Origin of the sequence: Burkholderia sp. Bp8984, from assembly GCF_003853755.1 — a bacterium.
Classification (GTDB): domain Bacteria; phylum Pseudomonadota; class Gammaproteobacteria; order Burkholderiales; family Burkholderiaceae; genus Burkholderia.
This window is the reverse complement of record NZ_QTQN01000003.1, coordinates 1-14,161: the sequence shown is the minus strand read 5'-3', so window position 1 is coordinate 14,161 and position 14,161 is coordinate 1. Positions and strand designations below refer to the sequence as shown.

Genomic DNA, 14,161 nt, shown 5'->3' with positions numbered 1-14,161 from the left:
TCAGGTCCTCGTGATGACTTGCGCGAACGGAATCACGTTCGACACGCTCGACGCGTTCGCCGCGACCGGCTCGGCAGCGTGCAAGGTGGCGCGCGCGGCCGCGTGTTGCGCATGGCGCGCGCTGCGGCGCAACAAGCCGTGCGTCGCCTCGACGACATCGTCGACGCTCACGCCGAGCAGGCACGGATGGCCGGGCTGGTTGCAGACGCTGCGGTAGCAGTTGCGGCACGGCACGTCGACGTTCAACGCGCGGTGCGGCACACGCCACGGCGTGTGCTGCGGATTGGTCAGCGCGTACAGATCGACGACCGGCGTGCCGAGCGCGGCCGCGAGATGCACGGGGCCGCTGTTGTTCGTCAGCAGCAGGTCGGCCGTCTCGATCAGCGCGCCGAGCTCGCCGAGCGGCAGCACGCCGGCGAGCGGCACGGCGCGCGGCCCCGCGCGTTCGCACACGGCATCGACGAGCGCGCGCTCGTCGGCGCCGCCCGTCACCGCGATGCCGTCGAACAGCGGCGCGAGCCGCGCGGCCACGTCGCCGAAGCGCTCGGCCGGCCAGCGCCGCGATGCCGCGCTCGCGCCCGGATGCACGACCAGCCAGCGCGTGCGCGCCGGCGCCGGCCGGCGCGGGCCGCCGATGCGCAGCAGCGCCGCGCGCAAGCGCGAGTGCAGCGCGCGTCTCGCCGCATCGCCCGGCTCGAACGCCATGCGCCAGTCGCACGTCTTCGCGCCGATCGCGCGGACCAGTGCAAGCTGGCGCGCGACTTCGTGGCGCACGCGCGAATCCGGCTCGGTCTCGGGCACGCGGTCGGTCAGCAGTTCGTAGGGGTTCTCGCGGCAATGCGCGAGCCGCAGCGGGATGCCCGCGAGCCAGCACATCATCGCGGCCGGCAACGGACTCTGGCTGTATACGGTGAAGATCACGGCCGCGTCGAAGCGGCCGGCCAGCAGCCGGTCGATCATGTCGAGATCGACGACCGGATCGCCGCGCACGTCCGGATGCTTGACCCACGGCGCGTCGTACGTCCACACGTCGTCGACCATCGGCAGGTGTTTCGCCAGCGCGGCGCCGGTGCGCGACGTCAGCAGCGTGAGCCGGCGGCCGCGCCCGCTCTCCTTCAGCGCGCGCAGCGCGGGCGTCGTCATCAGCACGTCGCCGAGGCTGTCGAGGCGCACGCACAGAATGCGCCGCGCGCGATCCCAGGCGGCGCTCATCGCCGCACCCACGAGCCGTGGCGGCGCACGGCCTCGCGCGCGACGAGGTCGGCGGCGAGGTCGAGCCGGTCGACCACATGGTGCGGCGTGCGCGCGGCATCGAGCCGCCATTGCGTCTCGTTGCCGCGGTCGACGAGTATCGTGCCGCAGCGCGCGGCGCGGCCGGCCTCGACGTCGTCGAGAATGTCGCCGATCATCCAGCTCCACTCGGCGACCGCGCCGAGCGTGGCGATCGCGCGGCGCACCATCCCCGGGCGCGGCTTGCGGCAGATGCAGTCGCAGGTGTAGCGCGGCACGCTGCCCGCCGGGTGATGCGGGCAATAAAAAAAGTCCGCCAGCACCGCGCCGTTCGCTTCGAACAATTCGGCGAGACGCTGACGGACCGCGCCAAGCTTCGATTCGGCAAAGTAGCCGAGCGCGACACCCGGCTGGTTCGACACGACCGCGATCGGCATGCCCGTCGCGCCGAGCGTGCGCAATGCGCGCGCGGCGCCCGGCGCAAGCTGCATCCGCGCGGGGTCGACGTTGTACGGCAGGTCCTCCAGCAGCGTGCCGTCCTTGTCGAGCAGCACCGCGCCGGGCAGCCGTCGCGCGCGACTCACGGCCATGACGTCTCCTTCATCGGCAGCACCATCAGTTCCGGCACGACGGTGCCCGGCGGCTGCGTCAGCACGAAACGCACGGCCACCGCGACGTGTTCCGGCGGCTGCAGCGTGTCCACGTCGATGTCGGGGAAGCGATCGAGCAGGAACGGCGTGCGCATCCCGCCCGCGACGATCGCCGACACGCTCACGCCGGCCGGCCGAAGCTCCGCATGCAGCGCATGCGACAACCCGAGCAGCCCCCACTTCGTCGCGTGATACGCGGACGCATTCGGCCATGCGCGCTTCGATGCGGTCGACGCGATGTTGACGATGTGGCCGCTGCCGCGGGCCTTCATCATCGGCACGGCCGCGTGGCACATCAGGTACGGGCCGAACAGGTTGGTCATCATCACCTGCTGCCAGGCGGCGACGCTGACGTCGTCGATCGGCGCGGTCACGTCGATCGCCGCGTTGTTGACGATCACGTCGACGTCGCCGAGCGCCTCGCGCGCGTCGTGCATGACCTGCAGCACCGACGCCTCGTCGCGCACGTCGAGCGGCCGTCCGACCGCGCGGCCGCCATGCCGCTCGAGGCGCTGCGCGACGGCCGCCGCGCGATCGCCGTCGAGATCGGCAACGATCACGTGTGCGCCGTGTTGCGCCAGTTCCTCGCAGATGGCCTCGCCCAGGCCGCGACCGCCGCCCGTCACGAGCGCGGTGCGACCGGCGAGCGACGCTCGCGCTGGATCGTGAGTCGCGTTCAACATGCACCTCCTGTAAGCGTCCGGAATATCGAGGCGTTGACACTTGTCGTGACAAACGTCGTACCAGAGGTACAGCGAAAACCGTGCCATTGCGCGAATGCCCGCGCCACATCGCGCTCCCCCCGCGCGCCCGCTGGCTTTTTTATAACCGGCTGTAAAAACGTGCCCGCTCGCCTGCGCTCAGATCGCGAGCGCGTCCGGCGTCGCCTGCGCGCGGTGTTTCGCGAGCGCACGCAGGCAGTGCGCGATGCAGCCCGCGAACGCCTCGTCGAACCAGGGCTGCGCACCCGACACGCCGACCACGATGCCGTGCTGCGCGACGCCGCCCCACAGGTTCGTGTCGCCCGCGCGCAGCCGGTACGGCTCGAGCGCCTGCACGACGTGGCCGTCGCAGCCGGTTTCCCACGACAGCCGCGCCTTCGCGCGGGCGTACGCACGATAATCGGCATCCCAGTCCTTCGGATCGGGCAGCGAGAACTCGTACAGGATCGCATCCTCGAACGCCGCGTCGCGCGGCCCGAGCGCCGGATCCATGATCACGACGTGCAGGCAGCCGCTGTCGCCGACGAAGTCGCTCTGCAACGCGGCCGACAACGTCGGCAACAGCAGCTCGACGGCGGCGACCGCGGCCTGGCGGTCGGCGAACGCGCTACCGGCGCGGCGCTCGGTCAGGACTTCGGGGGGCGTCGGATTCGAAAGGTTCGGCATGGATATCTCCGGAGGAAAGCGCGAGCGCCCGCAGCGTCGCGATCAGGTCGGCCGCTGCCGCGGGCTTGGTCAGATAGGCGTGGAAACCCGCTTCGACCGCGCGCGTGCGGTCGCGCTCGCGGGCATGGCCCGACAACGCGAGCGCTTCGAGCGGCGCCCGGCCGTCGCGCGCACGCTCGGCGTCGAGCTGGCGCACGCGGCGCATCACCGTGTAGCCGTCTTCCTCGTCGGCGCCAAGGTCGATGTCGCATACCAGGAGCGCCGGCCAGTCCGCGCGGCGCGTGTTCCGCATCTCGTCGAGCAGCGCGTGGCCGGACGCGAACACGCGCACCTCCGCACCGGCGACCTGCAGCAGCGCGGCAAGCGCTTCGCGCGCCTCGTCGTGATCGTCGACGCACGCGATGCGCACGCCGTCGAGCGGCTTCGCGTCCGCGGCCGCGACGGCGCCCGGCCCGGAATTCGGTGCGGCTGCGTCGGCCGGTTGCAGCGACGCCGGCGCGACCGCGCACAGCGGTAGCGACAGGTGCAACGTCACGCCGACGTCGTCGCGCTCGCGAACGACGTAGCCGCCCGCGTCCTCGATCGCGCCCTGCAGCCGTTCGAGATCGGCCAGCGACAGCTCCGGCGCGTCGACGCCGGTGCACGTGATCGTGATCCGCGCGTCGGGGTCGTGCCGCGCGGTCCGCACCTCGACCCGCCCGCCGGCGCTCGTATCGATCCCGCCGCGGCACAGCTCCCACACGAAGCGCCGCAGTGCGGCCGGATCGGCCTTGACGACCAGATCCTCGTTCGACAGCTCGCGGAACACCGGCACGCCGCGGCGCGCGGCGGCTTCCGCCAGCGCATCGAGCACCTGCGCCACCAGCGGGTTGATCCGCACCGGCTGCAGCGCGAACTTCGCCTCGGTGCGCTCCAGTTCGCGCTGCTTCGCCTGCAGCGACCACATCTGCGCATACACGCCGTCGCTCGCCAGCAGTTCGTCGTGGGTGCCCTGCTCGACGAGCCGGCCATGCTCCATCACGAGGATCCGGTCCGCATCGACGATCGTCGACAGCCGGTGCGCGATGACGAGACTCGTGCGGTGCCGCGCGACGCGCATCAGTTCCTGCTGGATCGCGCGCTCCGAGCGCGTGTCGAGCGCCGACGTCGCCTCGTCGAACACGACGATCGGCGGCGCCTTCAGCAGCGCGCGCGCGATCGCGACACGCTGCCGCTCGCCGCCGGACAGCCGCACGCCGCGCTCGCCGACACGCGTGTCATACGCATCGGGCAGCCGCTCGATGAACGCGTCGAGTTGCGCGCCGCGCGCGGCCGCGATCACTTCGCCGCGCGTCGCATCACGCTTGCCGTACGCGATGTTGTAGGCCAGCGTGTCGTTGAACAGGATCGTGTCCTGCGGCACGATGCCGAGCGCATCGCGCAGGCTGCGCTCGGTCACGAGGCGCAGGTCCTGGCCGTCGATCCGGATCGTCCCCGCATCGGGCTGGTACAGCCGGAACAGCAGCCGCGCGAGCGTCGACTTCCCCGAGCCGCTCCCGCCGACCACCGCGACCGACTGTCCCGGCTCGACCCGAAACGACACGTCCCACAGAATCTGGCGGCTCGGCTCGTAGCCGAAGTCGACGTGCTCGAACTCGATCGCGCCGCCGCGCACCGCGAGCGGCTGCGCGCCGGGCGCGTCGCCCTCCTCGCCCGGCTTGCCGCGGGCGTCGAGCAGCCCGAACAATCGTTCGATGTTCGTCATCGCGTCGTGCGCCTCGCGGAACACGAAGCCGAGCGCATTCAGCGGCAGGCTGATCTGGATGATGTACGCGTTGATCAGCACCAGGTCGCCGACCGTCATCGTGCCGCGCGCGACATGCTGGCCGGCGAGCAGCATCACCGCCGCGATGCCCGCGCCGATGCATGCGCTCTGCCCGATATGCAGCGCCGACAGCGCGTACTGGTTGTCGACGCCGGCCTCGCGCCATGCGTCGAGCACGCGTTCGAGCCGGCTGCGCTCGACGTCCTCGCGCGCGAAGTACTTGACCGTATCGACGTTGAGCAGGCTGTCGACCACGCGCGCGTTCGATTCGGCCTCGAGCACGTTCACGCGACGCTGGTAGCGCATCCGCCGGCGCGTGAAGACGGTCGTGTAGGCCGCATAGACGGCGAACGTGACGAGGATGATCGCGGTGAAGCCGCCGCCATACTTGCCGATCACGATCACCAGCACCGAGCCGATCTCGATCGCGGTCGGCACGACGGTAAACACCGCGACGCCGAGCAGGTAGCCGATCCCGGCCGTGCCTTTCTCGAGGTCGCGCACGACGGCGCCGGTCTCGCGCTGCGAATGAAAGCGCGCGCCGAGCCGGTGCAGATGACCGAACGTGCGGACCGTAAACGACGCGACCGCGTGCTGCGTGACCTGCACGAACGTCATGTCGCGCACTTCGTTCAGCGCGTTCGCCGCGAAGCGCACGACCGCATACGCGAACAGCAGCAGAACCGGCAGCGCGACCGGCTGGCCGGCCGTGCGGCCCAGCCCGTCGACGATGTCCTTCAGCAGCAGCGGCACCGAAACGGCCGCCGCCTTCGCGAGCAGCAGCAGCGCCAGCGCGGCCAGCACGCGCGCGCGGTAATGCCGGATCGCGCGCCACAGCTCGACCGCGATGCGCGCGCGCAGGCCACGTGCGTCGCGGCCACGACCGTCGCGCGGCGCGCTGGCGCTCGAGTCGCGATCGTCGCGATCGTCGCGAATGTCGCCGTCGTCACGCGGTCCGTCGTCAGAGCCGGTCGTCATGCGCGCATTGGCTGTGTCCGTGGCCTTGGCCGGGTCGTCCCGCGCATCGGCCGTCAACGGCGCGGATCGCGCTCGCGACCGGCGCCGCTACCCGGTTCGGGATCGCGCGCCGCAGGCTGCGTCGGCGTGACCGTGCGTTGGGACGGATGCAGCACCATGCCAGTATCGGGTTGTTCGCCGTCGCGGCGCACGCGCACGCGGTTCTCGACGTCGCGCACGCCCATGCAGCCGTCGGCGATGTCCTCGATGTCGTGCTTCATCCAGCGCTGCGGCACGGTGCCGTCGAGTTCGACGCGGCCGTCGCGCACCTGCACGGAGACATCGCTCACGTCGATGTCGAGCGCATGCGCGAGCCGTTCGCAGACGTCCTCGCGAATTCGCTCGTCCGAACGCGTATAGCCTTTCGGGCCGCGCCGATGCCGCATGGCCTCGCGTTGCGCGGCGTCACCGAAGCGCGACAGGCCGGACGCATCGGCACGGCGCTGGTCGCGCCCGTTGTAGGCGTCGTAGTCGCCCTCGCCGCCATGCCAGCCCGTCCGGTGCTGGCCGCGGAACCGCGGCTGGTCGGCATGGGCGCCTTCACGTCCCTGGCCGCCTTCCGCTGTGCGGCCGCGGTTGCCGTAGCCGCGCCCGGACTCCCACGCCGGATCGCGCGAACCGCCGGGGCCGCCCGGCCCGCCCGGCGCACCGCGCCAGTCGGCGCCGGCGTCTGCGCCGCGCTGTTCGGCCGACGAGCGGGCCGAGCGCTCGCTCCATTCGCTGCCCCAGTCTTCGGGGCCGACGTCCTCGCTCGCGAAGCGCCGGTACGCGGATTCGTAGTCGGCATCGTGGCGCCGGGATTCGTCGCCGCGAAAATCGCGCTCGCCGGTGTCCCGGTACGCGCGTTCGCCGCGCTCCTGCCAGTCGGGCGGGCCGCTCCGTTCGGCTTGCCGTCCGGGAGATCGTCGTTGCATCGTGTCCCTCCTTGATCGCGCCTGTGCCTGATCGCGCGTGTGCCGCGTGCGGACCCGGACCCATGTCGCGTCGCGGCGCACGTCGGTCAGGTTGATGCAAGTCGCGTGCCGCCCGTTGGCCAGCACACCGCGGGGGCGCGGCGAAGCCCAGGGCGGCACGCCCGCGCCGACGATCGCGGTCCACGTCGCGATCGCCGCGCAGCGCGCTGACGGGGCAATGCGGATCGTCGCGCCTCGGCGGGTGTCCCTGGCAGGGCGCACCTGGCCGGGCACCCTTTGCGCGGTGCCCCTGGCCGGACGCCCCTATCTGCAACGCAATTGCAGTTTTTGCGCGGAGGGTCGCGGTGCAGCGACCCTATGCGCCGCCCGCACCCGGTTCGTCCGGCGCATCCGGATCCTCGGTGCCGCCGGGCTCGCTCAGCCGTTCCGTGCGATCCGGCTCGATATCGGCGCCTTCCTCGAGCCCCGCGTCGCCGTCCGCCGACGCGCGCTCGCCGGTGCCCGCGCGGTCCGTATCGCTGTCGAGGGCCGCGTCGCCGCGCTCCAGCGCGTGCTCGTCGAGCGGCGAATCGACGTCGAACGGATGGCGCCGCGCGCCGGCCGTGTCGCTGCCGCTGTCGGACGAATCGCTCGGACCCAGCGCGCGGCCGTCGCGGCCGCGCCGTACGTTGTCGTCGTCCGGGCCGGCCGGTTCGTTGTCGGGGTTCAGTGTGCTGTTCATGTCGATGCCCTCGGGTAGCCGTGAAGCGGCGCGCCGCCGCCGGAGGCCGGCTTTCGCGCCGGGCCGGCCGCGGCGTGCGGACCGGAGGGCGACGCAATCGGCATGCCGCGCCGCCGTCGCCGGGCCGCCACCGGCAGGATTTCGCACTGCGGGCGCGACGCGGCACAGGCCATGCGCCCCCATTGATCAGGCGATTCGACCTCCCTTATGCTTTCGGGGTGTCAATCCGATTTGAATGGCCGCAGCCGGCTCGTCCGGCCGCGGCGGGGCGGCGTTCCTCCGCCCGCATCCGACTTGCCGTTCCGATGAAGAAAGACGACGCCATTTCCGATCTCCACCCGCCGCTCGGGCCCGCCGATGCACGCGACCTGCTGCACCGCTTCGCCGAGTTCCGTTTCGAGACCGTCGTCGGTGCGATCACCGACTATGCGGTGTTCATGCTCGACGCGCACGGTAACGTCGCGACGTGGAACGCGGGCGCGGAGCGCATCAAGGGCTATCGGACGGCCGAGATCGTCGGCCACCATTTCTCGCGTTTCTATCCGCCCGATGCGATCGTCGCCGGGCGGCCCGCATTCGGGCTCCGCGAAGCCGTCGTGCACGGCCGCTTCGAGGACGAAGGCTGGCGCGTGCGCAAGGACGGTTCGCTGTTCTGGGCCAGCGTGACGATCACGGCCGTGCACGACCATGCGGGCCAGCTGGCCGGCTTCATCAAGATCACGCGCGACATGACCGAGCGCAAGCGGCTCGCCGAACTCGAGGTGTCGACGCACCGGCTCAGCGTGTTCATCGCGATGCTCGCGCACGAGCTGCGCAACCATCTCGCGCCGCTGCGCAATTCGGTCGGCGTGCTGCAGAGCCTGCCCGATCCGGCGCCCGCGCTCGCGCAATGCCGCGACGCCGTGCATCGCCAGGTCGGCCAGCTGACGCGGCTGGTCGACGACCTGCTCGACGTCGGGCGCATCACCGCCGGCAAAGTCCAACTCGACCACGCGCCGGTGACCGTGCGCGACGTCGTCTGCCGCGGCGTGGAAAGCGTCCAGCCGAAGCTGGCCGCACGCGAGCAGAACATTCGCGTCGACCTGCCGGCCGATCCGCTGGTGGTGCGCGGCGACGCCGCGCGGCTCGTGCAGGTGCTGCACAACCTGCTCGACAACGCGTCGAAATTCTCGCCGCAGGGCGCGCGCATCGACGTCAGCGCGAGCGCCGAAGGGTCGGTCGTCGCGATTCGCATCACCGATCACGGCGTCGGCATCGCGCCGGGTTCGCTCGAATCGATCTTCGACCTGTTCGAACAGGAAAGCGTGCCGGGCCGGCGCGCGTCGGACGGCTTCGGGCTCGGCCTCGCGATCTGCCGGTCGTTCGTCGAACTGCACGGCGGGAGGATCGCCGCGGAAAGCGCCGGCCCCGGCCACGGCGCGACATTCACGGTGCGGCTGCCTCTCGAGCGCGCGATGCGCCCGACGCCCGGCGACGCGCCGGCGCCGGCGCCGCGCACGACCGAGCCGCCGGCCGGCGCGCCGCTGCGCATCGTCATCGTCGACGACAACCGCGACTCCGCCGACACGCTCGCCGTGCTGCTGCAGATCAAGGGCCACGCGCCGCGCGTCGCGTACCACGCGGACGACGCGCTGGCGCTCGCGCGCGACATCGTTCCGCACCTGATGCTCGTCAACTTGTCGATGCCCGACGTCGACGGCTTCACGCTGCTGCGCGAACTGCGCGCGATCGATGCGCTGGCCGGCACGACCTGCGTCGCGTTGTCCGGCCATGCGAGCCCGGCCGACTTCGCACGCACCGCGAGCGAGGGCTTCGACGATCACCTCGTGAAGCCCGTCGAGATGGCGGTGCTCGACGCGCTGCTGGAGCGCGTCGCGCGCAAGGTTCACGGCGCGCCGTAGCCGCTCATGCCATCGCGCGGCACATCGCCGCGCACGCATCGCATGCCAGCGCGCAGCGCCGGCAATGGTCGTGCGCATGCAGCAGGCATTCGGCCGCGCACACCTCGCACGCACGCGCGCACAGGGCGCACACCTGCGGCGCGAGCACGCTGTCGCGCGCCATCGCGGCCGAGGCAAGGCGGCACAGCTGCGCGCACTCGATGTCGAGCGCGATGCAAGCGGCCAGCGCGTGCGTGTCGGGGTCCGCCAGGCACCCCGCCGTACACGCGTCGCATGCATGCGCGCACGCATCGCACGCGGCCATGCAGTTGTCGTAGAGATCATGGAACTCGTTCATGGCAGTACTCCTCGTTGCGGTTCGCAGCGTCATGGCGTCAGCTTCACTTTCAGCCAGCCCGGCTCGCGCACGTCGAACGCGCGATACGCGTCGATCGCGTTCGTCAGCGGCTCGCAGCGCGTCAGCACGGACGCCGGGTCGAACGCACCGCTGCGCACGAGCTCGATCAGGTGCGGCGTGACGGTCCGGTGATTGCAGTTGCCCATCTTGATCGTCAGGTTCCGGTTCATCGCCTCGCCGACCGGAAACACGCGCGCCTGCGGCGGATACACGCCGATCACCGCGACCGTGCCCGCCTTCGCGACCGCGCGCACCGCCCATTGCAGTACCTGCGAGGGCCCGTCGCCGGGCGTCCAGTAGCGGCCGTCGGGCTTGCGGCGCGGCGCGACGGCGTCGACTTCCGCATCGAATGCACGCGCCGCGTCGTGGTCGGCGGCGGCCGGCCCATGCGTCGCGCGCATCGCGTCGACGCCCACCGCATCGATCGCACGATCGACCCCGATCCCGCCGGTGAGCCGCAGCACCGTGTCGACGGGGTCTTCCTCGGAGAAGTCGATGGTCTCGGCGCCTTGCGCGCAGGCCATCTCGAGCCGCGACGCGATGCGGTCGATCGCGATCACGCGCCCGGCGCCCATCAGCTTCGCGCTCGCGATCGCGAACTGGCCGACCGGCCCGGCGCCGAACACGGCCACCGTGTCGCCCGGCTTCACTTCCGCGAGCTGCGCGCCGAAGTAGCCGGTCGGAAAAATGTCGGACATCAGGATCGCCCGGTCGTCGTCGATCGCGTCCGGCAACCGGATCAGGCTCGCGTTCGCGAGCGGCGTGCGCGCGTATTCGGCCTGCAGCCCGTCGAACGGCCCCGTGTCGGCCGGGCCGCCGTAGAACGCGGTGCCCGCGCGCGGCCCGCCCGGGTTCGCGACGTCGCATTGCGCGGTGTAGCCCGCGCGGCAGTACACGCAGCTGCCGCACGCGATCGTCGACGGAATCAGCACGCGATCGCCGCGCTTCAGGTTGCGCACGTCGCGCCCGACCGTCTCGACGATGCCGACACCCTCATGGCCGAGGATCGTGCCGGGCTTCATCCCGCCGAGCGTGCCGCGCACCATGTGCAGGTCGGTGCCGCAGATCGCGCTGGCCGTCAGGCGCACGACCGCATCGGTCACGTCGACGACTTGCGGGTCGGGTACCGTATCGATGCGAATGTCGCCGATGCCGTGAAATACGACTGCTTTCATGTCAGGCCCTCCTTGTCGAAAGCGGTAACGGTGCAAGTACCGTCACACTGTTCGAGCAAGGCGCGCGCCCGTGCGCGCAGGGGGCGGTGCGGTGCGTGGTCAGCCGGCCGGTGCGTCGTTGTCGATCGACATGCCGATCGCGGCCGGCAGCGCGGCCGTGCGGCGCATCGTGTCGACTGCACCTCCATGTCGGCACCGGAAATGCCGGAATGTTCACGCTCGGGTTCATGATCGCGAACGGCGCCGCGATTACCTCGATCGAGAAACCGCAGTCGGAAGTCACGGGAGTCTGTCCGGCTCGGCGGTCTCTGCGCATGTCGCAACGATGCGACGACCATTGTGTACGCAACGACTTCACCAGCGCGCGCACCGGTCAGCGCACAGTCGGCAGCCCGTTCACGCGCGCGTCGTGCCCTGCTGCTCGAGCGCCGCTTCCGCGCGCAGGCAGTCGAGATCGCGGCCGATCGTCGCGACCGCGAGCCGTGCGTTGCCGCGCCAGAACGCGACCGAAGCGTCATGCGTGCGCAGGTCGCCGTCGATCTCGACGCGGTCCCATTGCTCCGCATGTCCGACATAACGGACCGTCAGCTCGTAGTGCTGGCTCCAGAAGAACGGCACCGCGTCGAACGGCCGCTGCTGGCCGAGCATGTTGCGCGCCGCGGCGATGCCCTGCCGCTCAGCAACGACCCAGTGCTCGACGCGTATGCGTTCGCCCGTCAACGGATCGGGCCAGCGCGCGATGTCGCCGGCCGCGTAGATGTCCGGTGCGCTCGTCCGCAGGAAACGGTCGACCGTCACGCCGCGATCGACGGCGAGCCCCGCATCCTGCGCGAGCGCGAGGTCCGGATGCACGCCGATGCCGACCACCACCACATCGGCCGGCAGCGCGTCGCCGTTCGACAGCGTCACGCGCTCCGGCGCGATCTGCGTGGGCGTCGCGCCGAGATGGAACACCACGCCGTGCGCTTCGTGCAGCGCGCGGATCGTGTCGCCGAGCGCTTCGCCGAGCACGCGCGCCATCGGATGCGCGTCGGGCGCGACCACCTGCACGTCGAGCCCGCGCGTGCGCAGCGCGGCGGCCGCTTCGAGGCCGATGAAGCTCGCGCCGACCACGACGCAGCGCCGCGCCGTCTTCAACTTGCCGATCAGCGCATCGCAATCGGCGCGCGAACGCAGCACGCACACGTGCGGCAGATCCGCACCCGGCACGGTCAGCCGGTTCGGCTCGGCGCCGGTGGCCAGCAGCAGCGCGCCGTAGCCGACGCGGCTGCCGTCCGCGAGTTCGACCGTGTGCTGCGCGGGATCGATCCGCGTGACGCGCGTGCCGCAGCGCACGTCGATGTGCTGGTCGGTATAGAACGACGCGCCGCGCAACGGCAGCCAGTCGGCCTCGGCCGTGCCGGCCAGATAGTCCTTCGACAGGTTCGGACGGTCGTACGGCGGCTCGCTGTCCGCGCTCAGCAGCGTGATCGCATGCGGATAGCCTTCCTGGCGCAGCGTCACGGCCGCCGCGATCGCGGCCGCACCGCCGCCGACGATCACCACCGATGCGGGCAGCCCCGCCGCATTCAGCGCGGGCGGCGATGCGGCTGGCCGCGCATCGAGCACGACCGCGCGGCCGTCGCGCCGCTCGACGCGCCAGCACGTCAGGCCGTCGAGCGCCGGCGCGCGCAGCAGTGCGCCGGTGCGCAGGCAGAACGCCGCGTGATGCCACGGACAGCGGATCGTATCGCCGACCAGCAGCCCGTCGGCGAGCGGCGCGCCGTAGTGCGGGCATTGCGCACCCACGGCAAACAGTTCGTCGGCGCGGCGCACCAGCAGCACCGTGGCGTCGCCGACCTGGCCCTCGATCATCGCGCCGTCGGCGAGGTCGTCGAGCGCGATCCCCTGCGCGAGATCGGGACGTGAAGACGAGGCGTCGCTTCCGGACATGGCGTGGCTCCCGGAGTGTGGGGTAACGATCCCATTATCGGCGTCCTTCCCGAAAAGAACAGGTACAGACGACCCCGCAGCGCACGCAAACACGGACTGTGGCTTGTACGCGATCCGCGACCGGCGTAGAACGTCATCGACGTTGCGGCGCAACACGCCGGATGCGCGTGCGCGGGGGGCCGGCGAGCCGAGCAATCCGCGTACCGCCCCGCCTTCATCCCGTCACGAGGAGCGACCCAATGGCGACCGTTCTATGCGTGCTCTATCCCGACCCGGTCGACGGCTAGCCGCCGCATGGCGTGCGCGACGCGATTCAGGTCATAACGCGAGCTTCCCGACCGTGACGATCGCGCGTTCGATCTCCGGCGACCACGGGCTGCTGTAGTTCAGCCGGATGAAATTGCGGTAGGTGTCCGCGATCGAGAACATGTAGCCGGGTCCGATCGTGATGCCCTGCTCCAGCGCGAGCTGGTACAGCCGCATCGCATCGACCTGCGCCGGCAACTCGACCCACAGCACGTAGCCGCCCGCCGGGCTCGAGATGCGCGTGCCTTCCGGAAAGAACCGCGACACCATCGCGCGCATCAGGTTCGCTTGCTGCGCATACGCCTTGCGAATCCGCCGCAGGTGATGTTCGTAGCCGTCGCGTTCGAGGAACTCGGCGATCGCGAGCTGCGGCAGCGACGGCGTCGCCAGCGTGTTCAGGAACTTCAGCTTCTCGACCTGTTCGCGATAACGGCCCGGCAACGCCCAGCCGATCCGGTACGCGGCCGTCAGGCTTTTCGAGAACGACGCGCAGTGCAGCACGATCCCGTTGCGGTCGAACGCCTTCAGCGCACTCGGGTGCGCATTGCCGAAATACAGTTCGTTGTATACGCCGTTCTCGATCACCGGCATATCGGCTTTCGTTGCGAATTCAACCAGTTCGCGCTTGCGCTCGTCGGGCATCTGGAAGCCGAGCGGATTCTGGAAGTTCGGCATCACCATGCACGCGGCGATCGGCTGAGACTTCGCGATCGCCGCCAGCGCCGC

At 71.0% G+C, this 14,161-nt stretch carries 12 protein-coding genes; 1 reads left to right on the top strand and 11 read right to left on the bottom strand.

Annotated elements, in window-relative coordinates; all coding sequences use genetic code 11:
- The 7 genes from DID98_RS04240 to DID98_RS04210 all read right to left on the bottom strand — a co-directional run bounded on the left by DID98_RS04240 (position 1) and on the right by DID98_RS04210 (position 7,724).
- Positions 1-1,212, bottom strand: coding sequence for a glycosyltransferase family 9 protein (locus tag DID98_RS04240; protein WP_124485775.1), 1,212 nt, complete (start codon positions 1,210-1,212; stop codon positions 1-3).
- Entirely contained in the window at positions 1,209-1,820 is a 612-nt protein-coding gene (locus DID98_RS04235) for an HAD-IIIA family hydrolase (RefSeq protein WP_044848165.1), read from the bottom strand. The genes DID98_RS04240 and DID98_RS04235 overlap by 4 nt, the downstream gene beginning before the upstream one ends.
- The gene (locus DID98_RS04230) at positions 1,811-2,563 is read right to left on the bottom strand and encodes an SDR family oxidoreductase (protein ID WP_124570287.1); all 753 of its coding nucleotides are present in this window, start codon (positions 2,561-2,563) and stop codon (positions 1,811-1,813) included. The genes DID98_RS04235 and DID98_RS04230 overlap by 10 nt, the downstream gene beginning before the upstream one ends.
- Before the next feature lie 177 nt (positions 2,564-2,740).
- A complete protein-coding gene (locus tag DID98_RS04225) occupies positions 2,741-3,268 on the bottom strand; it encodes a hypothetical protein (RefSeq protein ID WP_124528770.1) in 528 nt (175 codons plus the stop codon).
- Entirely contained in the window at positions 3,210-6,050 is a 2,841-nt protein-coding gene (locus DID98_RS04220; protein WP_260428035.1) for an ABC transporter transmembrane domain-containing protein, read from the bottom strand. Before DID98_RS04220 ends, DID98_RS04225 begins: the two co-directional genes overlap by 59 nt.
- Positions 6,051-6,103: 53 nt before the next feature.
- A complete protein-coding gene (locus DID98_RS04215; RefSeq protein WP_124485773.1) occupies positions 6,104-7,003 on the bottom strand; it encodes a BON domain-containing protein in 900 nt (299 codons plus the stop codon).
- Between the two features lie 355 nt (positions 7,004-7,358).
- A complete protein-coding gene (locus tag DID98_RS04210; RefSeq protein ID WP_124485772.1) occupies positions 7,359-7,724 on the bottom strand; it encodes a chemotaxis protein in 366 nt (121 codons plus the stop codon).
- Between the two features lie 305 nt (positions 7,725-8,029).
- On the opposite strand from DID98_RS04210, the gene DID98_RS04205 reads away from it, so the two are divergent.
- Positions 8,030-9,625 carry an ATP-binding protein gene (locus tag DID98_RS04205; protein WP_124570286.1) on the top strand — a complete coding sequence of 532 codons (1,596 nt, stop codon included), beginning with the start codon at positions 8,030-8,032 and terminating at the stop codon, positions 9,623-9,625.
- A 4-nt stretch (positions 9,626-9,629) separates the two neighbouring features.
- Here DID98_RS04205 and DID98_RS04200 read toward each other — a convergent pair whose 3' ends face one another.
- The 4 genes from DID98_RS04200 to DID98_RS04185 form a co-directional block, all read right to left on the bottom strand.
- Positions 9,630-9,962, bottom strand: a complete 333-nt coding sequence (locus tag DID98_RS04200) for a four-helix bundle copper-binding protein (RefSeq protein WP_124485770.1) — start codon at positions 9,960-9,962, stop codon at positions 9,630-9,632.
- Between the two features lie 29 nt (positions 9,963-9,991).
- Positions 9,992-11,197, bottom strand: coding sequence for a zinc-dependent alcohol dehydrogenase (locus tag DID98_RS04195; RefSeq protein ID WP_044848161.1), 1,206 nt, complete (start codon positions 11,195-11,197; stop codon positions 9,992-9,994).
- A gap of 396 nt (positions 11,198-11,593) precedes the next feature.
- The gene (locus DID98_RS04190) at positions 11,594-13,129 is read right to left on the bottom strand and encodes an FAD-dependent oxidoreductase (RefSeq protein ID WP_124485769.1); all 1,536 of its coding nucleotides are present in this window, start codon (positions 13,127-13,129) and stop codon (positions 11,594-11,596) included.
- 318 nt (positions 13,130-13,447) lie between these two features.
- Positions 13,448-14,161: PLP-dependent aminotransferase family protein (locus DID98_RS04185; protein ID WP_148093539.1), on the bottom strand; the 714-nt coding region annotated here is incomplete at its 5' end.